Origin of the sequence: Exiguobacterium alkaliphilum 12/1, assembly GCF_000714435.1 — a bacterium.
In the GTDB taxonomy this organism is placed as follows: Bacteria; Bacillota; Bacilli; order Exiguobacteriales; family Exiguobacteriaceae; genus Exiguobacterium; species Exiguobacterium alkaliphilum.
Genome location: NZ_JJMW01000069.1, coordinates 136106 through 155538 on the forward strand (window position 1 = coordinate 136106; position 19433 = coordinate 155538).

Here is a 19433-nt window from a genome sequence, read left to right on the forward strand (position 1 = left end):
ATGATTGATTTTATTTTAATCGCGAGCCTAAGTATGCTTGTTTCGACAGTAGGCATTTATTTATTAGTGAAACCTAAACAAGCAATCACGGATGGCTCTGGTACGGTAGACAGCATCATCGCAACGATTGTGATTCATGTACTGCTTCTCTTCATGACGACGAAACATCTCGGTGCAATCTTGTTACTTGTCGGCATCGGGCTAGGCATTATGTTGTACGTCGAATTATATGACACATTGCTCCCACCCGTAAAAGCGATGAGGATCCGATGATGGGTCAACTTTCAAATGTAGTAGCCGGATCATTCATGACAGCGGAAGAATTTTCGATTCTGACGATTTCTCCGCTGTTTATTATTAACGTTGTGATTGGGATTGGAATTTTAATCGCCATTTGTATCATCGACGTGGAGTCGTGGAAAGAATTTTTCATATTTTTATGGATGACGATTTGGGCATCGCTGTTCGTATCAGTTTATGCGATGGCGTGGTACGTACGCATTAAATATGATACGTCGCCGGATTTCACGGAATCGTTTGGGATCGATTCATTCCCTGGATGGGGAGCTTACTTTAGTCAAATGCTGCATGGTTCAAACGTCACACAGAATGCACTGCTTCACGCCCTCTTTTTGTTCTGGATGCGTAAAAACAACGCCTGGTATGTGTGGGTGCTGAAAGTACCCTCGCTCTTTTTCGTAAGCCTCTTCTTTATCAAATACATCCCGATCGTCTTTCAGTGGCTATTCAGGTAAAAAGAGCAAGGCACTTGGCCTTGCTCAAATCTTGAACATCCCACGAAATCCACGGGCCGCGTAATACGAATCGGCACCGTTGTGATAAACAAAGGTGTGGTCATAGCGGCGGTCGCAGAACAAGGCGCCGCCTTTTTGACGAATCGTCTCTGGCGTTACAATCCAACTCGACGTCTTTAAGTCGAACGTCCCGAGCGTCTGCAAATAGCGATACGTCGCTTCGTCAAGTAGCTCAAGCCCCATCTGTTCAGCTAAGGCGACGACACTCCCGTCCGGCTTGTTCTTCTTCCGGGCCGCTAGCGCCTGCTCATCGTAACAAAGACTACGCCGTCCGCTCGGACTTTCCGGGGAGCAGTCACAAAAGGCGAGCTCACCGTTTGGAAGTCGAATCACGTCCGGTTCGCCGCCGGTCCGTTCCATTTCAAAGAGTGTGAGGAGCTTGTCCGGATTCGTCTCAAGCTTCATTACCACATCTGACCAGACGACATCCGGATGTCGCTCCATGTGGCTATCAAAGCGCGATTCGATCATCGCAAATAACTCGTTTTTGTCTTCAGTTGAGAGGTCGGTCACGATGCTTCACTCCGTTTCAGTAGTTTCTATCAGTATAAGATATTTTTTCGCCATCCATTCATAATTCATTGAGCGAAAGGGGAATGTACGTTGAACTTTGATGAAGTGAATGTCCAGAAGCTACACGAGCAGACGTTCCAGACGATTGATTTGTTTCAAATCAAAACGATTTGGTCTGATTGTCTGCTGAATGATTCTTATCGTGTGACAGATTATTCAGAGCTGAACTTACATATGACGAAGCAAGAATTACTTCAGCTTCGGTGGATTGATTTGACGTTACCGATTGGCATCTATTCGAATGAAAAACTAGTCTTTTTGTATAATTCGTATCATCGCAAATTATATACAGAAAATGTTGTGTCCATCGCGCTAGCCGGACACGATGCTTCCTTCCTCGATTTTTTATTAGCACACAGTCAGACATTTCATTATCCAGATTCATTCTCTGCACAAATGGAATCTCTCTATGATTTTTCGTGGGACAATTTGTGGGACAGCCAATGGAGGGAGTTTTATTTACCGAAGTTGAAAGAACCTACATCATTTATAACTTATTTGTTGGTCACGCTTGGTGCTCAATCATTTCATATCGTTTCATCAAAGAATGAATTTTTGTCCGGTTTTGAAATCTGGGCGAAGCGGACGGGATGCGATCATTCGATGGAACGCATCGGGAAATGGATGTGGTCGAAGACATATAAGGTGAGAGGTGAGATATCACAACTTTCAGAACATTCCTTGCATCAGCTTGTCTCATTAGTAAACCAATCTGAAGAGTGGAAAGGCATTCGATTCCTCATCCCGACCGCGACAGAAACCGTCTCATTGTTCATCGGAGGCGATTTGACGCAAGGGGATGGGTACGGTGCGTTTCAGTATAAACTTGCGGGAGAAGTGATTTCCAATGAGATTTGAAGATTTATTCTTGTATGACGGGATGATGCACGTGTTTGCTTTCAATTATGACATCGGTCCGAAACGTCTGACGTTCCAGCTTCAGCTTCTCGACCACCGCAAGAAACAGAACACCTCTTTCCGTGAGCGCCTCGAGACGAATGGGGTTCATCCGCAAAGCGAGATGGTGAACGTGAAGCTCCGCTTTGAAGACATCATCTACATGGAAGTCATCGATGAATCGTATGCCGATGGGGTGGTGGTCACGTCTCACGACCACTTTGAAGGGAATCAAGTCGTTCGCTATACAAAGTCAGGTTATCTCGACCAGCTACAAAAGACGCGATTTCAGTTATGGGAGTTCATCAAACCGGACGATGTCATGTTGTATCACTATCGGATTTACGGTTTGGACACGGTCCTTGAGATCATCACGCTGTCGGAACCGACTGTCGAGGCGGCGATTGGGTTAACCTGTATCCGTCGCGGAAGCCCGAGCTTTTACTTTGATTGGTAAACTAAAGTACGCATGACAGTAAACAGGCGCCCTCTCAGAAGCGAGAAGGCGCCTATTTGTTAAGTTGATTGAACTACATCTTCCGTCAAATCGATTTGTCGACCGAGCCAGACGAGTGGGACGGTCAACGCTGCACCAATCAAATAGACGACAGCGATCGGCAATCCGTCCGCGAGTAGCCCGAACGTCAGACTGCCGATGCTGAAGGCGAGGGTGTAGGCCGTCTGTTGGACGCTATAGACGTATGGCAGTTGCGCGGCCGGCATTGTCTCTTGGAGCACCGTGTTCGTCTGGACGATCCGGAGTTGGGTGGCGTATCCTTGAACCGCGAGCGCGATGAGTGCGAACACGATATGAGACGTCACGCCGAACAACAAGGCCGCCCCGACCGACAGCATGGAGCTGATCCCAAGCGAACTGCTTCGTTGCGCGCGATACAGATACGCACTGGCCAGAATCATGCTGATCAAGAAGCTCGCGTTCATCGTCCCCCACCAGCTCGTATCGATGTGGAGCTGACGTTCCAGATAGACGAGTAGGAGCGCCGAGATCCAGAGCGTGCTGACGAACGATTCGAGCGTGACGAATACCGTCAGTAACCGAACGAAAGGCGCCGTTCGCACGATGGCAAGGCTGTCTCTTAGGGAAATGTCTGATTCGCCATTTTCTATCGTCACGTCGCGCTCAAGGGAACGGACGAATTGATACGTGACGAGCGTCGAGAGCATGAACATCATCAACGCAATCATCAGAGCAAGTGCGCTAGAGAACGAGGTGACAAGAATCGTACCGAGTGGCCACATCGCCAGCTGGATGAACTGGTTCGACCCTTGAACGAGACTGTTCGCTTGTTGGCGATTCGTCGTCAGCCGTGGGATGAAAGACGCCTGGACCGGACGGGCGAACCCGTCCAAGAAGGCGATGAGCACGACGAGTCCGAGGACGAAAATCGAGTCAGACCAGATGACGGCCCCGAGCAAGACCGTCTTCAACAGTTGTGTGACGAGCAACGTCTGACCGAGGGTGAACCGAGACAAGACGCGGGCAAAGAACAGACCGCTCACGGTCATGCCGATTGTGACGGCAATCGGGAAACTAGCGGCGGCCAGAGCGGAACCGGTCTGTTGATATAACAAAGCGATCAAGGCGACGATATAAAGCACGTCACCGATATTCGCCAGCCATTGACTGACCAGCAGCAGGTAAAACGACTTCCTCATGATTCTCCTCCAGAACTATTCAATTTTGGGTGGATGACATGATGTCGATTTACATACTTTCACCGCTTTCAAATTATTTACAAATAGTTTACGATAAAATGATTAAGAACACAATAAATGGAAAGTGACAGGGGGAAACGACATGTTACACTATGACATCAATGACCAGCTTCAACTACGAATGTTTACCATCGATGATGCGGAGGCGTTGTTCCAATTGACGATGGCCTCGAAGCCATACCTTCGCGAATGGCTCGGTTGGCTCGATTATATCGAGACGGTCGACGATTCGCGACAAAATATCGAAGGCAGAATTAAAGGATTGATGGAGACGGGCGGGTATCCGAAATCGTTCGCGATTGTGTATCAGGGCGAGCTCGCCGGGACGATCGGCTTCAACGATATCAACCGGGGCATTAAGTGCGGCACGGTCGGCTATTGGCTCGGCCAAGACTTTCAAGGGAAGGGCATTATGAGTCAAGCGCTCGAGACGCTCATCGAGTATGGGTTCCGCGACCTCGGGCTCAATAAAATCGAGATTCGTGTCGCGACGGGGAACGTGAAAAGCCGGGCGCTCCCGGAAGGACTCGGATTCAAACAAGAAGGCGTGCTCCGCGACGCCGAATGGCTATACGACCGCTACGTAGACCATGTCGTCTATGGGCTGTTGCGAGCGGAATGGACCGGTTGATTATGAGGTTTTGAAATAATGACCGAGCAGCTGATCGATGATGAAAAAGACGGCTGCGCTCAATACACCGAGTAAGGATGCGAAGTTGAACACTCCCGTCTCGAAAATCGATAGGTCGAACAACAGGCCGTATGGAAGCACGAACAACCAGCCAGCGATAAGGTGGAACATCAAAGACGTCATCCGTTTCGAGCGGAATGGCGTCTTTTCGCTGAGGTATTCCGACAATAGCGACATCGTCGTCCCGTACAGAAACACGACGGGGAGGGCGAACAAGGCATAGACGAGGACGCTCTGCCAATACGGTAATTCGAATGCGTCCAGGAGTACGAGCGGTAAGACGAACGGGATGATGAACAGACTGAACAATGCGGCTTGAATCTTTTGGAACAGCATGGCCTCTCCTCCTTGAAATCATCAGTCGAAAAGCCGACATGCGTTCATGCCGGCTCGTTACAGAATCGTTTTTGATGCATAGAGCGTCTCACCGAACTCGGCATACGCCTGCTCATAACGGCGAAGCGACGACTCCTTATGCATGCACGTGACGTTCATGCGCTCGATTGGGGTCATGTCTTCCGCATACGTCTTCAAAACATGGGCGTTCCGGAGCATCGACGGTGTGACCGAGCGGGCGAGACCGCTCCGTTCGTTCAACTGGCGCATCATTTTCGTGATCATGACGATCGTCAGCTGCTTCGGCTGGTTCTTCGCATACACCCAGCGGAACGTCATCCGGGCGAAATCGAACGAGACGAAGACGGGGTCGTCCGAGTACCAGCGCGGGCGCACCGGTGTCGGGATGTCGGCGAGATAGTTCATGAGGAGCGACTGGTCCGCTTGGCTGAGTTTCAACGTGAATTTGTTGCCGAGCCGGTCGTAGACGTCGAACGCATGGCTCGCGAGATGCAAATCATTCATTCGCAGCCGGATGATATGGTGGACGCGGAGCCCGTATTTATAGAAGAGCGTCACAATCAGCTCATTCCGGTTAACAAGATACGGATGCGCTTGCAGTTGGTTCTCGCTCAATCCTTTCGTCGAACGAATCGTCTTGACGAGCCGGTCGAACTCCGTCTCGAGTGCGATTTGGTCAATCGTCAGCGTATGCGCCGGTTGCGCGTAGTGGAGCATCTTTTTACGGAGCGGGTTCAAAAACGTCGTCAAGCTGTTGATGACCGTGACGATGCGGGCGACCGTCGCCTGTTGGTACAGTTTCTCTTCGATGAGGAAGTCGTTGACGAACGTCTTCCACGATTCGAGCGGGACGGCGAGCCAGTCGTTCGGTGTGTCGAGTTCGACGTTATGGTCACGGAAGTATTTATGGACGTCGATCAAGTCGTAGCGGTAGCGTTTCAGCGTCGACGGTTGCCGTCCGCTCGCCCCGAGGTGATACAAATACGTCTCGATGTATTCCGGGAGTGGATAATCTTTCGTTCGTTTCGTCATCGTCGTTCCTCCTTCTCTTCTTATCGTACCACAAACGGACGTTCTCCATTCCTCGATTCGTGGTAAGATGGGAGGTGAGATTCAAAAAGGAATGAGGAATGGATATGCAACGAGAGAAAGTAATCATCGTCGGCTGTCAGCTACCGACGGTCGATGATTGGACATATGAACAGTCGATGGGCGAGCTCGTCGAACTCGTCGACACCGCGAAGGGTGAAGTCGTCGCGAGACTCGATCAAAAGCGGCAACAAGTCGACCGCCGCACGTTCATCGGCAAAGGGAAAATCGAAGAGCTCGCCATGCTCGTCGAACAGTTCGAGCCGGACATCGTCATCTTCAACGCTGAGCTGTCACCGGCGCAATCGAAGAACATCCGCATCTCGCTGAACGATCCCGAAGAGATGAAATTGATTGACCGGACCCAGCTCATCCTCGACATTTTCGCAGGACGCGCCCAATCGAAAGAAGGGAAGCTCCAAGTCGAGCTCGCACAGATGAACTATCTGTTGCCACGCCTAATCGGACAGGGCACGCAGTTGTCACGTCTTGGAGGCGGCATCGGGACACGCGGACCGGGTGAGACGAAACTCGAATCGGACCGTCGTCACATCAAGCGTCGAATCGATGAGATCTCGAAGCAACTCGAAGGGACCGTCGCGCACCGTGACCGTTACCGAGAACGCCGGAAAGAGAACCGCGTCTTCCAAATCGCCCTCGTCGGATATACGAACGCCGGGAAGTCGACAATCTTTAACCGTTTGACCGAGGCGGACACGTATGAGCAAGACGAACTGTTCGCGACGCTCGATCCGCTCACACGTGAGCTCGAACTGCCGCGGGGCGGAAAAGTGCTCATTACCGACACGGTCGGATTCATCCGCGACTTGCCGACGAAACTCGTCGCGGCGTTCCGGTCGACACTCGAAGAAGTCGTCGGGGCTGACTTGGTGCTACACGTCATCGACGCGTCGAACCCGCACTACTTGAACCAAATCGACACGACGAACTCCGTTCTTTCAGAGCTTGGGGCGAGCGAGGTGCCGCAACTCGAGGTGTACAACAAGAAAGACCGGTTGACCGAGGACTTCCTCGGTGGGCCGCTCCTCATCTCGGCGATTGACCCGAGCGACATCGAGACGCTCATCGGCGCGGTCGAAGATAAGATTTGTGACGTGTTGACGCGCGTCCACGTCGTCTTGCCGGTCAGTTCGTTCGAGCACTATCATCCGGCGAAAGAGGCGATGTATCGGCTTGAAGAGAAGTTTTTAGATGACGGTTCGGTCGAACTCGTCGGATATATGAGAGAAGACACGCGTCTATATGCGACGCTGAAACAATTTGAGGTGTGACGTATGTGGCAGGAAAAGATTGAACATTATGAAGAGATTGCGCCGTTCGTGAAAGCAGCGGAAGCGCGAATCAAACCATTCGTGGAACGAATCGAGGAGACGGCGGAATACAATCAGTTCCGCGTCCTCGAATCGTTCAAAAAACATAAAGTGTCGGATTTCCATTTCAATCCGACGACGGGCTACGGCTATGACGACATCGGTCGGGATACGCTCGAAGCCATCTATGCCGACGTGTTCGGTGCCGAGCTCGCGCTCTGCCGGCCACAAATCATCTCAGGGACGCACGCCATCGGGATTGCCTTGTTCGGTGTGCTCTTGCCTGGAGACGAGTTGCTCTATATCACCGGGAAGCCATACGACACGCTCGAGGAAATCGTCGGGATTCGCGGCGATGGTCGCGGTTCATTGAAAGAGCTCGGCGTGACGTATGACAAAGTCGAACTGAAAGACGACCGGATTGACGTCGATACCGTCATCGCGCGGATTCGTCCCGAGACGAAGCTCGTCGGCATCCAGCGCTCAAAAGGCTACGCCAACCGGCGCAGCATCCCGGTGCAGGAGATTGGGGAGGCGATTACAAATATCAAGGCGGCCCATCCGCACGTGTTCGTCTTCGTCGACAACTGTTACGGCGAGTTCGTCGAGACGTTGGAGCCGACACATGTCGGAGCCGACCTCATGGCCGGTTCCCTCATTAAGAACCCGGGAGGCGGGCTTGCGAAGACGGGCGGCTATATCGCCGGGACACGTGAACTCGTGGAGCGTTGTTCGTTCCGAATGACGACCCCTGGTATCGGCAGCGAGGCCGGCCCGTCGCTCTATTCGCTCCAAGAGATGTACCAAGGCTTCTATATGGCCCCGCACACGGTCGCCCAGGCGTTGAAAGGGGCGCATCTGTCAGCAAGCCTGCTCGCGTTGCTCGGTTTCGAGACGACGCCGCACCACGCCGAGCGTCGGACCGATTTGATTCAATCGGTGACGTTCCGAGACCGCGACAAGATGATCGCTTTCTGCCAAAGCATCCAGATGGCCTCGCCCGTGAACGCGCATGCGCTCCCGGTGCCGGCGTATATGCCAGGCTATGAGGATGACGTCATCATGGCGGCCGGGACGTTCATCCAAGGGTCGTCGATCGAGCTATCAGCCGATGGACCGCTCCGCGCACCGTATACGGCTTACGTTCAAGGCGGCTTGACGTATGCGCATGTCAAGGTCGCATTGATGCTCGCCTTGAGCCAGTTACGCACGAAAGGACTCGTCACGTTTGACCAGACTAAACTCACAACTGCATTGTAACCGAAATGTCATGTTAACTTTCTTAACATCTCTTGACAGGAAAAGTGTCATGTATTATTCTCACAGTGTAAGACAGCAAAGGAGGGGTAAGGGATGGCCGATCAATTTCGTCGCTCCAACCCGTTGTTTCCGATTGGAATCGTCCAAGATTTAACGCAACTGACAGGTAGGCAGATTCGGTATTATGAAGAACAGGGTCTGATTTCGCCTAGTCGGACGGAATCGAAACGACGACTTTATTCCTTCAATGATGTCGAACGTCTACTCGCGATCAAGGACTTCATCGACCAAGGGTTCAACTTGGCGGCGATTCGCCACATGTTGGACAATGAAGAGCCGAAAGAGGCGGAAGCTTCCGCCGCACCGGCACCGGTCAGTGATGCGCCGAAAATCTCGGAAAAAGAATTGCATCAACTGTTAAAGACACAACTGCAAGAAGCCGGACGCTTCAATAAGACATCGCTCATCCAAGGTGAGCTTTCGCGCTTTTATCGCTGACGGCAACACATCAACCATTACACAATGTGAGAGGGGACATTTCACCATGGCCAGAAAAACGTTCACAAAAGAAGACATTAAACGGATCGCACAAGAAGAGGACGTACGCTTTATTCGTCTTCAATTCACAGACATCCTCGGAACAATCAAAAACGTCGAGGTGCCAATCAGCCAATTGGACAAAGCACTCGACAACAAGATGATGTTCGACGGTTCTTCAATCGAAGGTTTCGTCCGCATCGAGGAGTCAGACATGTACCTTTATCCAGACCTTAACACGTGGGTTGTCTTCCCGTGGACAGATGGCAGCGGAAAAGTCGCCCGCTTGATTTGTGATATTTATAACCCAGACGGCACACCGTTCAGCGGTGACCCGCGAGGTACGCTCAAACGCAACCTTGAGCACATGCAAAAGCTTGGCTTCACAGCGTTCAACGTCGGTCCTGAGCCAGAGTTCTTCCTCTTCAAAAAGGATTTGAACGGTCAACCGACGCTCGAATTGAACGACCAAGGCGGCTACTTCGACTTGGCGCCGGTCGACCTCGGTGAGAACTGCCGTAAAGAGATCGTCATCGAGCTTGAGAACATGGGCTTTGAAATCGAAGCGTCACACCACGAAGTCGCACCAGGGCAACACGAGATCGACTTCAAATATGCGGATGCCGTGACGACAGCCGATAACATCCAAACGTTCAAGCTCGTCGTCAAGACGATTGCGGCGAAGTACGGTCTTCACGCGACGTTCATGCCGAAGCCGCTCTTCGGCGTCAACGGTTCAGGGATGCACGCGAACATGTCGCTCTTCAAAGGCGACACGAACGTCTTCTACGACCCGAACGGCGACATGGAACTCTCGGATACGGCACGTGCCTTCACGGCGGGAATCCTCGAGCACGCTCGTGCGTTCACGGCCATCTGTAACCCGACGGTCAACTCGTATAAGCGTCTCGTCCCAGGTTACGAAGCACCTTGCTACGTAGCGTGGAGCGCCCGCAACCGTTCACCACTCGTTCGTGTCCCGGCGGCCCGTGGCCTCTCGACGCGTATCGAAGTACGTTCGGTCGACCCGGCGGCGAACCCGTACCTCGCGCTCTCGTCACTCTTGGCTTCAGGCCTCGACGGAATCGAGAAAGATTTGGTTGCTCCAAAACCGATCGACAGCAACATCTACGTGATGGACAAGCCTGAGCGTGTCGCGAACGGAATCGATGATCTTCCAGCGACGCTCTTCGACGCACTCGAAGTACTTCGTGGCGACAAAGTCGTCATGGACTCACTCGGCGAGCATATCGGCGAACACTTCCTCGAATTGAAAGAGATCGAGTGGGACATGTTCCGTATGCAAGTGACAGAGTGGGAACGCGATCAGTATATGACGCTCTACTAATCCAAGCAAAAAAGCGCTCGTGCCTTCTTCGGAAAGCACGAGCGCTTTTTTTTGCGCGTTTAAAAGGACGTCCCCGAGTGGAGACGTCCTGATTAGAACGCACGTTTGAAAAACGTGGACGTATAGTCGAGCGTCGTATGTAACGTCGTCGCGAACGTGAGCCCGAGGAAGAACGACAAGCCAAACTCGTCGAGCCAGGCGATCGCCGCCGTCTCGTACGGCGTGAACGTGAGTAGAATGACAAGCGGGAAACCGAGATAGATGACGCGAATCAAGTCGCTCAGTACCGGTAAGTGCGAAAGCAACGACCGGTGCGGCATGAGTTTCACGTAAGGCAACCAAAATCCACGGAGCGGCCCCCAACGGAAATAGGCGTCCGATTTCAAATCGAGGTCCGGGGAGAGCCAGAGCGTCCCGACGATCGCGCCGAGAAGGAGGGCGAGCGGGACATCGAGTTCAATAAAAGGCGTGGCAATCGCTAAAGCTCCGATTGCCACGAAATTCGTACGCGTATGCGTCTTACCACTCGCCATTAATGAATCGTCCGGTATACACCGATGACCTTCCCTAAAATCGACACGTTATCAAAATACATCGCCTCGAGCTCGTCGTTCTCTGGTTGCAGTCTGATTTTCGAAGCTTCTTTATAGATGCGTTTGACGGTCGCCTCGCCTTCGTCGGTCATCGCGACGACAATCTCTCCATTGTCGGCTGTGCTTTGTTGACGCACGAGCACCCGGTCTCCATCTAAGATTCCGGCGTTAACCATCGAATCTCCTGAGACAGAAAGCATATAGACGTTATCGGCGCCGACCATGTGTGTCGGGAGCGGGAAATGTTCTTCCACGTTCTCGATTGCAGTGATCGGTGTACCGGCCGTGACTTTCCCGATGACCGGGACGTACGTGACGGCGTCGTGGTCTTCGATGACGACCGTGTCATCGCTCAAAATCTCGATTGCCCGCGGTTTCGTCTTGTCACGGCGGATAAGGCCGCGCTTTTCAAGACGGTCCAAATGACCGTGGACGGTCGAGCTTGAGGCCAAACCGACGGCTTCGCCGATTTCACGGACCGAAGGCGGATAACCTTTGGTGCGGACCTCGTCTTTTATAAAATCAAGTATCTGCTGTTGTCTTGCTGACATTTTTTTCAATGGAAGTCACCTCGATTATGTCGAATATCCTGCGAACGCATCCTATTCTTTATGGTCTAAGTTTAACATAGAACACATGAGCGCACAAACATTCGTTCGTTTTTTTAGCTTGACCGAACAGAAGTTCCTGTTTTATGATGAGAACAGATAAACGAACAAACGTTCTTGGGAACGTGTATTCCTATGATACGGAGGCGAAATTTAATGAAAGATACAGTGAATGGAATCATCTTAGTCGGATTGTTGGTAGTAGGGATGTTCGCATTTTTTATGGTCGGCGAAATGAGACAAGTGGACGTGGCGGCGCCGGTCGTCGAAGACACGCGCAGCATCGAGGCGGAAGTCGCCAAGACGGAAGCGGAGACGCTTGAAGCGCGCATCATCGCTGAGCGGGCTGAAAAGCAAGAGCGCAAGACGACTTGGTTCGCCTCGGAATAATCGTTTCTGTTTGCGAAACGCCCCCGTTCCTGTGTATCGTAGAAAGGGAATGGAAAGAAAGGGAGTGACGAGATGCGAGTCGTCATTTATTGTCGCGTATCGACGAACAAGGCGGCGCAAGAGACGTCTCTCGATCGCCAAGTCGACGAATTGACGCGGATGGCGCGTCGGCTTGACGCCGACGTCGTCGATGTGATCACCGAACAAGAGAGCGGTTATGAAGTGAACCGTGGCGGCCTTCTCGATTTGCTTGAACACGTATCCGCCTCAAACCTCGACGCCGTCCTAGTGACCGACGATAGCCGTCTCGGGCGAGGGAACGCTAAAATCGCGATTTTGCACACGCTCATGAAGCATGACGTTCGGCTCTTGACGATGCAATCACCAGACGAATATATCGTATCCGATGCCGAGAAGATGGTGCTCGAGATTGTGAGCGTCGTCGAGGAGTATCAGCGGAAGATCCATAACGCCAAAATCTCACGCGGGATGCGCCGGGCCGTCGCGAACGGGTTCAACCCACAGCGAAACATTCAGCACCATGACCAAGGCGGTCGGAGCCGCATCGAAGTGCCGATTGAGGAGATCGTCCAGCTACGCGAACGAGGCCTGACGTTCGCCGAAATCGCGGCCACGTTGCGCGGGTTCGGTTACGAAGTGTCGAAAGCGACCGTGAACCGGCGTTACCTCGAGCACGTCTCAGGATTGAAAACTTGATTCCTCGCCGCTGATTTTGTACAGTAGAAGAACAAATTCAGTAGAGAGGGGGCGAGCCTGATGCTAGCACCTGAACAGTTAGAACGAATCAATTTTCTCGCCAACAAAGCGAAGACAGACGGTCTGTCACAACAAGAGATGGACGAGCAACAAGCGCTTCGTCAGCAATATTTGAAAGCGTTCCGACAATCGTTCAAGTCCCAGATGATGGGCATGAAGGTGGTCGATCCGGAAGGAAACGACGTGACGCCACAAAAACTAAAAGAAGAGCAAGATCGACAACGCTCCGAGTGACTTCGAATGCACATCCTATTTCATATAGGATGTGCATGTTTGTTATACACGAACATGGATAAGGTTCGACGATTGACGGGTAAACAAAGCGAAGGAAGTAAACGATTTCAATCAATGTGTTATACTAATTAATTAGTTGTGACACACGAATGAGTGTGCTAAAATATGACGGGTAGAAACTTTGTAACAACAGAGAGGATGAAATTAGTGGAAACAACTACTAAAGAATTATTAGCGATTAACTCGATTCGGACGCTCTCGATTGATGCGGTCCAAAAAGCGAACTCTGGTCACCCGGGTATGCCGATGGGTGCGGCTCCGATGGCGTTCACGCTTTGGACAGATAAGATGCGTCACAACCCGAAAAACCCGAACTGGTTCAACCGCGACCGGTTCGTGCTTTCAGCGGGACACGGTTCGATGCTCTTGTACTCGCTCCTTCACTTATCTGGTTACGACCTTTCACTCGACGATCTCAAATCGTTCCGTCAAATGGATTCGAAGACGCCTGGACACCCAGAGTACCGTCACACGGCCGGTGTCGACGCGACGACTGGACCGCTCGGCCAAGGGATTGCCATGGCAGTCGGGATGGCGATGGCAGAGAAACATTTGGAAGCGACATACAACCGTGATGAGTTCAAAGTGGTTGACCACTTCACATACGGGATTTGCGGAGACGGTGACTTGATGGAAGGCGTGTCGGCAGAAGCTGCCTCACTCGCTGGTCACTTGAAGCTCGGCAAGCTCGTCGTCCTTTATGATTCAAACGACATCTCACTCGACGGTGACCTTCACAAGTCGTTCTCGGAGAGCGTCGAAGACCGTTTCAACGCATACGGCTGGCAAGTCATCCGTGTCGAGGACGGAACGGACATCGACACGATCGCGAAGGCGATCGATGAAGCGAAAGCGGAGACGTCGAAACCGACGCTCATCGAAGTGAAGACGGTCATCGGCTTCGGTTCACCGAACAAGTCAGGGAAATCGGCGTCGCACGGCGCACCACTCGGCGAAGCCGAAATCGAGCTCACGAAACAGTTCTACAAGTGGGAAGGCGAGAACTTCTACGTGCCGACTGAAGTGTATGACTTGTTCAACGAGAAAGTCATCGAGCCGGGCGCGAAGTATGAGTCGGACTGGAACGAACTCGTCGAAGCTTACAAATCGGCTCATCCAGAGCTCGGTGCCCAATTCGAGCGTGCGATGAACAACGAACTCCCAGAAGGTTGGGACAGCGAGTTGCCGACGTTTGAAATCGGCTCGAAGAAAGCGACACGTCAGACGAGCGGAGAAGTATTGAACGCGATCGCGAAAGCCGTTCCGACGCTCTTCGGTGGGTCGGCTGACCTCGCCGGTTCGAACAACTCGATGATTAAAGGTGCGGCGGACTTCGACGAAGATCCGGCTGGTCGCAACATCTGGTTCGGTGTCCGTGAGTTCGCGATGGCAGCTGCCGTCAACGGCATGGCCCTCCACGGTGGCGTCCTTCCTTACGGCGCGACGTTCTTCGTCTTCTCAGACTACCTCCGTCCAGCGGTCCGTTTGGCTGCCCTCATGGGTCTCCCGTCGACGTTCATCTTGACGCACGATTCGATTGCGGTCGGTGAAGATGGTCCGACACACGAACCGGTCGAGCACTTGATGAGCTTCCGCGCGATGCCAAACGTTTCAGTTCTCCGCCCAGCGGATGGGAAAGAGACGATCGCGGCTTGGAAACAGGCGGTGACGACGACATCGACACCATCACTTCTCGTCTTGACGCGTCAGGCGCTTCCTGAGCTTGAAGGGACGTCAGTCGAGCAGGCGGCGAAAGGTGCATACGTCGTCGCGGGCGACTCGAACGGGGCGGACGTGCTTCTCCTCGGTACGGGTTCTGAAGTCCACGTCCTCGTCGAAGCGCGCGAACAACTCGCTTCAGAAGGCGTGAACGCGGCTGTCGTGTCGATGCCTTCTTGGGAATTGTTCGAAGCACAATCGGCTGAATACAAAGAGTCTGTCCTTCCGTCATCTGTGACGAAGCGCGTCTCGCTCGAAGCGGGATCGACGCTCGGATGGTACAAATACGTCGGCTTCGGCGGTAAAGTACTCGGAATCGACAAGTTCGGGGCCTCGGCTCCTGGCGACCTCCTCATGAAGGAGTACGGCATGTCGGTCGAGAACGTCGTCGACGCTGTCAAATCGCTTTAAATCAAGAACCGTCGTGATGTCATCCGTTTCTGGAGGGCATCACGATTTTTTTTCTGACGACTAGCGAATTAGCGTAATATAGTGTATAGTAAAAAACGATGTTTCATATGGTAGAGGAGGTAAAAACCTTGAGTACATTGTTCTGGATTCTTATCGTCGTAGCAGCACTCATCGGAGGTATCGCGATCGGTTTCTTCATCGCTCGTAAATACATGATGAACTACCTCGAACAAAACCCGCCAATCAATGAAGACATGATTCGCACGTTGATGATGCAGATGGGTCAAAAACCGTCACAGAAGAAAGTCAACCAAGTGATGCGTGCCATGAACGTTCAAATGAAGAACGAAAAGAAATCATAATGTTTGTGTTTGAGACACTCCGCCATCGCGGAGTGTTTTTTCGTACCCATATTTTGTTAGACAATCGAACAAACTTTCGCTACCATAAATGAATAGTCTTATTTCAAGATAAGGGGGCGATTCACATTCGTGTATTTAAACAATTATCATGGTTTTTCAAGCTTGAATGGCGAACGTATGCGCTCGGGATCGTGCTGCTCATGTTCGTCGCCGCACTCGAGCTCGTACCGCCACGCATCATCGGCCGCATCGTCGACGAGATGAACGAAGGGTCGCTTGAGCGAAACCTATTATGGCTCCTCCTCGGTGGACTCGCAGCCGTCGGGATTGGCAACTATGTCGCGCGCTTCTTCTGGCGCTACTTCATCTTCGGTGCCTCGATTCGGCTCGGGCGATTGCTCCGGAGCCAGCTCTATCGACATTTCACCGATTTGGATCAACGGTTTTATAAGAAGTCCCGTGTCGGCGATTTGATGGCCCACGCGACGAACGACGTGCAAGCCGTCTCGATGACGGCCGGTGCCGGGATTTTGACGCTCGTCGACAGTGTGACGATGGGGACGTTCGTCATCATCACGATGGTGACGACGATCAGTTGGAAGTTGACGGTCGTCGCGCTCTTACCGCTACCAATTATGGTCGCCTTGACGACACGTTACGGAAAGTTACTACATAGCCGCTTCGGCGTCGCGCAGGCGGCGTTCTCGGAGCTAAACGACAAAGTCCAAGAGAGCGTCAGTGGCGTCCGTGTCTTAAAGTCGACCGGGGAAGTCGGGCGTGACGTTGATTCGTTCGAGACGCTCTCGGACGAGGTCATGGCAAAGAACGTCCGCGTCGCCAAAATCGACGCCCTGTATGACCCGACCATCTTCGGTATCGTGGGGTTATCGTATATCCTCTCGATCGGTTACGGCGCATACTTGATTGAACAAGGCGAACTGACAATCGGACAAATCGTCAGCTTCACCGCTTACCTCAGTTTACTCACGTGGCCGATGCTCGCCTTCGGCTGGCTATTCAACATCGTCGAACGTGGTCGCGCTTCATACGACCGAATCGAGCGTATGCTCGCCGTCAAACCTGAGATTCAAGACGATCCGGTCGCGGCGACGAAGCTCGCGCACTCGGAGGTTGAGGCGGACATCCGTTCGTTCGCCTATGACGAACATGCCGTCCTTACAGACGTCTCGTTCCGGCTCGAACGTGGGAAGACGCTCGGCGTGGTCGGTCGGACCGGTTCCGGGAAGACGACGCTCGTCCGTCTGTTGACGCGTGAGTACGATGTGAGCGAAGGGAAAGTCAAAATCGGGGGCATCAACATCCGACAAGTGCAGAAACAGGTCCTGCTCGAGCGGGTCGCGCTCGTCCCGCAAGACCATTTCTTATTCTCAGACTCGATCGCAAGCAACATCGCGTTCGGTCGCCCGGACGCAAAAATGGATGAAATCATGGAGGCGGCGAAAATCGCAGAGGTCCATGACGACATCATGCGCCTCCCGGACGGATATGCGACGCTTGTCGGGGAACGCGGCGTCACGCTGTCTGGCGGACAGAAGCAGCGTATCTCAATCGCGCGGGCGCTCATGGTCGAGGCGAACGTGCTCATCCTCGATGATGCGTTATCTGCCGTCGATGCGAAGACAGAGGAAGCGATTATCGACCATTTTCGAACCGGCAATCCGGATCAATCGCGTCTCATTGTGGCGCATCGACTGTCGGCCGTCGAACATGCGGACGAGATTCTCGTCCTCGAAGCAGGACGCGTCATCCAACGGGGGAGTCACGCCGACTTGATTCGACAAGACGGTTGGTATAAAGACACGTATGATCGTCAACAGCTCGAGGCGATTGTAGAAGGAGGTGGCCATCATGAAGCATGATATTCAGGAATGGGCGGTCATCAAGCGGCTACTTGGCTATACGAAACGGTATGGTCGACCGCTCGGCCTCGCGTTCGTCTTCCTGTTGCTCGCGACAGGCGCGAAGCTCGCCGGACCGTTTTTAATCAAGGTGTTCATCGATGAGTTCGTCACGCCGGGCGTCTATCCGACGAACTGGGTCGTCACACTTTTCGTCGTCTATATGGTGCTCCACGTGTCGGCGATCGTATTCGATTATTTGCAGTCCATCTCGTTTCAAAAGATTGCGCTCAAAATCGTCCAAAACATCCGAATCGACATTTTCAAACATGTGATGGGAATGCGTCTCGCCTACTTCGACCGGACCCCGGCCGGCGTGCTCGTCTCCCGGATCACGAATGACACGGAAGCCGTCAAAGAGTTGTACGTCGGTGTCATGAGTACGTTCGTCCAGTCAGGGGTACAGTTGCTCGGGACGTACATTTTCCTTTACATCCTCGAGCCGACGCTCGCGACGATGGGGCTCGTGCTCGTCCCGCTGTTTTGGCTCATCATCTGGGCGTACCGCCGATACTCGACGAAGTATTTCGCGCAAGTGCGCGATTTGTTGTCCCAATTGAACGCCCAATTGAACGAGTCGATTAACGGCATGGGCATCGTGCAACAGTTCCGTCAAGAAGAGCGGTTGATTCGCCAGTTTGAAGAGACGAACGAAGCGCATCAAGAGGCGCGTTACCGCAACTTGAAGCTCGATAGCATGTTGCTGCGCCCAATCATCGAACTGCTGCTCGCCTTCTCGATTATCGGTCTGCTCGGTTACTACGGTGTCTTGTCGACGACCGAACAAGTCCAAGTCGGGGTCGTGTATGCGTTCATCAGCTATATCGAGCGCATCTTCCGCCCGGTGCTCGATATTATGCAACGGTTGAGCGAGTTCCAACAGGCCGTCGTCTCGGCCGACCGCGTCTTCAAGATTCTCGACACGGACGAGCCGGCCCCTGGGAAGAGGCTTCCGGGAGAAGCGGAAGTCGCCTCGGGAGAGGTCCGCTTCGACAACGTCACGTTCAGTTATGACGGCGAAGTCGACGTGCTGAAGAACATCTCGTTTGTCGCGAAGCCAGGGGAAACGGTCGCGCTCGTCGGCCACACCGGCAGCGGAAAGAGCTCGATCATCAACTTGCTGACGCGGTTCTATCCGTATCAATCCGGTCAAATCACGATTGATGGGCAACCGATTGAACAGTTTGAAGAGGCGGAACTACGGGACAAGGTCGGCCTCGTCCTTCAAGACCCGTTCTTGTTCACGGGGACGATTGAAGACAACTTGAAGCTGTTCAATCCTTCGATTGATTCGGACCGGGTGCGCGAGGCGGCCGAATTCGTCCAAGCCCACACGTTCATCGAAAAACTAGATGCCGGCTACGGTCATCAAGTCGGAGAACGCGGGGCGACGTTCTCGAGCGGGGAGCGGCAGTTACTCGCTTTCGCCCGCACCGTCGCGCGGGACCCGAAAATCCTCATCCTGGATGAGGCGACGAGTTCGATCGATACGGAAACGGAAGAACGGGTCCAACTCGCGCTCGACCGGATGCGTCGCGGACGCACGACAATCGCGATCGCCCACCGACTCTCGACAATTCAAGATGCGGATTTGATTCTCGTCTTACATCGAGGGGAAATCGTCGAGCGAGGCAACCATCAGGCGCTGCTCCGCCAGGACGGACTCTACAAGAAGATGTACGAGTTACAGTCCGGTCAACGTCTGATGTCATAAAATTGAAAAGA

22 protein-coding genes are annotated in these 19433 nt (G+C 52.9%); 16 read left to right on the forward strand and 6 right to left on the reverse strand.

What is annotated here, in order from left to right; genetic code table 11:
- Nucleotides 1–66 precede the first annotated feature (66 nt).
- Both RT52_RS15200 and RT52_RS15205 read left to right on the forward strand, forming a co-directional pair.
- On the forward strand, nt 67–273 hold the full coding sequence (locus RT52_RS15200) for a hypothetical protein (protein ID WP_156028833.1): 207 nt from the start codon (nt 67–69) through the stop codon (nt 271–273).
- Nucleotides 273–755 carry a hypothetical protein gene (locus RT52_RS15205; protein WP_034818225.1) on the forward strand — a complete coding sequence of 161 codons (483 nt, stop codon included), beginning with the start codon at nt 273–275 and terminating at the stop codon, nt 753–755. The genes RT52_RS15200 and RT52_RS15205 overlap by 1 nt, the downstream gene beginning before the upstream one ends.
- Before the next feature lie 24 nt (nt 756–779).
- Here RT52_RS15205 and RT52_RS15210 read toward each other — a convergent pair whose 3' ends face one another.
- Complete coding sequence (locus tag RT52_RS15210; RefSeq protein WP_034818227.1) at nt 780–1328, reverse strand: DUF4256 domain-containing protein; 549 nt, start codon at nt 1326–1328, stop codon at nt 780–782.
- 90 nt (nt 1329–1418) lie between these two features.
- Here RT52_RS15210 and RT52_RS15215 point away from each other — a divergent pair, with 90 nt between their 5' ends.
- Both RT52_RS15215 and RT52_RS15220 read left to right on the forward strand, forming a co-directional pair.
- Complete coding sequence (locus tag RT52_RS15215; protein ID WP_034818228.1) at nt 1419–2246, forward strand: hypothetical protein; 828 nt, start codon at nt 1419–1421, stop codon at nt 2244–2246.
- Nucleotides 2236–2742: a hypothetical protein gene (locus RT52_RS15220; protein WP_034818229.1), complete on the forward strand. Its 507-nt coding sequence runs from the start codon at nt 2236–2238 to the stop codon at nt 2740–2742. The genes RT52_RS15215 and RT52_RS15220 overlap by 11 nt, the downstream gene beginning before the upstream one ends.
- 59 nt (nt 2743–2801) lie before the next feature.
- Here RT52_RS15220 and RT52_RS15225 read toward each other — a convergent pair whose 3' ends face one another.
- Nucleotides 2802–3962 (reverse strand): MFS transporter, encoded by a 1161-nt coding sequence (locus RT52_RS15225; protein ID WP_034818230.1) that lies wholly within the window; start codon nt 3960–3962, stop codon nt 2802–2804.
- Nucleotides 3963–4104: 142 nt separating this feature from the next.
- Between RT52_RS15225 and RT52_RS15230 the strand changes: the two genes are divergently transcribed.
- On the forward strand, nt 4105–4653 hold the full coding sequence (locus RT52_RS15230; RefSeq protein WP_034818232.1) for a GNAT family N-acetyltransferase: 549 nt from the start codon (nt 4105–4107) through the stop codon (nt 4651–4653).
- Here the strand turns inward: RT52_RS15230 and RT52_RS15235 are convergent, their stop codons facing one another.
- Entirely contained in the window at nt 4654–5049 is a 396-nt protein-coding gene (locus RT52_RS15235) for a hypothetical protein (protein ID WP_034818234.1), read from the reverse strand.
- A 57-nt stretch (nt 5050–5106) separates the two neighbouring features.
- Nucleotides 5107–6102, reverse strand: coding sequence for a tyrosine-type recombinase/integrase (locus tag RT52_RS15240; RefSeq protein WP_034805020.1), 996 nt, complete (start codon nt 6100–6102; stop codon nt 5107–5109).
- 104 nt (nt 6103–6206) lie between these two features.
- Between RT52_RS15240 and hflX the strand changes: the two genes are divergently transcribed.
- The 4 genes from hflX to glnA all read left to right on the forward strand — a co-directional run bounded on the left by hflX (nt 6207) and on the right by glnA (nt 10635).
- On the forward strand, nt 6207–7451 hold the full coding sequence (gene hflX / locus RT52_RS15245) for a GTPase HflX (protein WP_034818236.1): 1245 nt from the start codon (nt 6207–6209) through the stop codon (nt 7449–7451).
- Between the two features lie 3 nt (nt 7452–7454).
- Complete coding sequence (locus RT52_RS15250) at nt 7455–8750, forward strand: methionine gamma-lyase family protein (protein ID WP_034818237.1); 1296 nt, start codon at nt 7455–7457, stop codon at nt 8748–8750.
- Nucleotides 8751–8843: 93 nt separating this feature from the next.
- Nucleotides 8844–9248, forward strand: a complete 405-nt coding sequence (locus RT52_RS15255) for a MerR family transcriptional regulator (RefSeq protein ID WP_034805014.1) — start codon at nt 8844–8846, stop codon at nt 9246–9248.
- Between the two features lie 46 nt (nt 9249–9294).
- Nucleotides 9295–10635 carry a type I glutamate--ammonia ligase gene (gene glnA, locus RT52_RS15260; protein WP_034818238.1) on the forward strand — a complete coding sequence of 447 codons (1341 nt, stop codon included), beginning with the start codon at nt 9295–9297 and terminating at the stop codon, nt 10633–10635.
- Between the two features lie 92 nt (nt 10636–10727).
- Here glnA and RT52_RS15265 read toward each other — a convergent pair whose 3' ends face one another.
- Together RT52_RS15265 and lexA are read right to left on the reverse strand one after the other, a co-directional pair.
- The gene (locus RT52_RS15265) at nt 10728–11168 is read right to left on the reverse strand and encodes a metal-binding protein (RefSeq protein ID WP_034818239.1); all 441 of its coding nucleotides are present in this window, start codon (nt 11166–11168) and stop codon (nt 10728–10730) included.
- A complete protein-coding gene (gene lexA / locus RT52_RS15270; RefSeq protein WP_034818240.1) occupies nt 11168–11788 on the reverse strand; it encodes a transcriptional repressor LexA in 621 nt (206 codons plus the stop codon). Before lexA ends, RT52_RS15265 begins: the two co-directional genes overlap by 1 nt.
- A gap of 204 nt (nt 11789–11992) precedes the next feature.
- On the opposite strand from lexA, the gene RT52_RS15275 reads away from it, so the two are divergent.
- From RT52_RS15275 to RT52_RS15305, 7 genes are all read left to right on the forward strand, one after another.
- Entirely contained in the window at nt 11993–12226 is a 234-nt protein-coding gene (locus tag RT52_RS15275; RefSeq protein WP_034818241.1) for a hypothetical protein, read from the forward strand.
- A gap of 72 nt (nt 12227–12298) precedes the next feature.
- Nucleotides 12299–12943, forward strand: coding sequence for a YneB family resolvase-like protein (locus RT52_RS15280; protein WP_034818243.1), 645 nt, complete (start codon nt 12299–12301; stop codon nt 12941–12943).
- Between the two features lie 60 nt (nt 12944–13003).
- On the forward strand, nt 13004–13237 hold the full coding sequence (locus RT52_RS15285) for a DUF896 domain-containing protein (protein WP_034804998.1): 234 nt from the start codon (nt 13004–13006) through the stop codon (nt 13235–13237).
- 198 nt (nt 13238–13435) lie between these two features.
- Entirely contained in the window at nt 13436–15427 is a 1992-nt protein-coding gene (gene tkt / locus RT52_RS15290; RefSeq protein ID WP_034818244.1) for a transketolase, read from the forward strand.
- A gap of 128 nt (nt 15428–15555) precedes the next feature.
- A complete protein-coding gene (locus tag RT52_RS15295) occupies nt 15556–15789 on the forward strand; it encodes a YneF family protein (RefSeq protein ID WP_024372458.1) in 234 nt (77 codons plus the stop codon).
- 125 nt (nt 15790–15914) lie between these two features.
- Nucleotides 15915–17669: an ABC transporter transmembrane domain-containing protein gene (locus tag RT52_RS15300; RefSeq protein WP_034818245.1), complete on the forward strand. Its 1755-nt coding sequence runs from the start codon at nt 15915–15917 to the stop codon at nt 17667–17669.
- Entirely contained in the window at nt 17659–19422 is a 1764-nt protein-coding gene (locus RT52_RS15305; protein WP_034804992.1) for an ABC transporter ATP-binding protein, read from the forward strand. The genes RT52_RS15300 and RT52_RS15305 overlap by 11 nt, the downstream gene beginning before the upstream one ends.
- Nucleotides 19423–19433: the final 11 nt, after the last annotated feature.

Coding starts and splice junctions, on each gene's coding strand:
- RT52_RS15205 (WP_034818225.1), top strand. CDS start 273: ATGGGTCAACTTTCAAATGTAGTAGCCGGATCATTCATGACAGCGGAA.
- RT52_RS15220 (WP_034818229.1), top strand. CDS start 2,236: ATGAGATTTGAAGATTTATTCTTGTATGACGGGATGATGCACGTGTTT.
- RT52_RS15225 (WP_034818230.1), bottom strand. CDS start 3,962: ATGAGGAAGTCGTTTTACCTGCTGCTGGTCAGTCAATGGCTGGCGAAT.
- RT52_RS15230 (WP_034818232.1), top strand. CDS start 4,105: ATGTTACACTATGACATCAATGACCAGCTTCAACTACGAATGTTTACC.
- RT52_RS15235 (WP_034818234.1), bottom strand. CDS start 5,049: ATGCTGTTCCAAAAGATTCAAGCCGCATTGTTCAGTCTGTTCATCATC.
- RT52_RS15240 (WP_034805020.1), bottom strand. CDS start 6,102: ATGACGAAACGAACGAAAGATTATCCACTCCCGGAATACATCGAGACG.
- hflX (WP_034818236.1), top strand. CDS start 6,207: ATGCAACGAGAGAAAGTAATCATCGTCGGCTGTCAGCTACCGACGGTC.
- RT52_RS15250 (WP_034818237.1), top strand. CDS start 7,455: ATGTGGCAGGAAAAGATTGAACATTATGAAGAGATTGCGCCGTTCGTG.
- RT52_RS15255 (WP_034805014.1), top strand. CDS start 8,844: ATGGCCGATCAATTTCGTCGCTCCAACCCGTTGTTTCCGATTGGAATC.
- glnA (WP_034818238.1), top strand. CDS start 9,295: ATGGCCAGAAAAACGTTCACAAAAGAAGACATTAAACGGATCGCACAA.
- RT52_RS15265 (WP_034818239.1), bottom strand. CDS start 11,168: ATGGCGAGTGGTAAGACGCATACGCGTACGAATTTCGTGGCAATCGGA.
- RT52_RS15275 (WP_034818241.1), top strand. CDS start 11,993: ATGAAAGATACAGTGAATGGAATCATCTTAGTCGGATTGTTGGTAGTA.
- RT52_RS15280 (WP_034818243.1), top strand. CDS start 12,299: ATGCGAGTCGTCATTTATTGTCGCGTATCGACGAACAAGGCGGCGCAA.
- RT52_RS15285 (WP_034804998.1), top strand. CDS start 13,004: ATGCTAGCACCTGAACAGTTAGAACGAATCAATTTTCTCGCCAACAAA.
- tkt (WP_034818244.1), top strand. CDS start 13,436: ATGAAATTAGTGGAAACAACTACTAAAGAATTATTAGCGATTAACTCG.
- RT52_RS15305 (WP_034804992.1), top strand. CDS start 17,659: ATGAAGCATGATATTCAGGAATGGGCGGTCATCAAGCGGCTACTTGGC.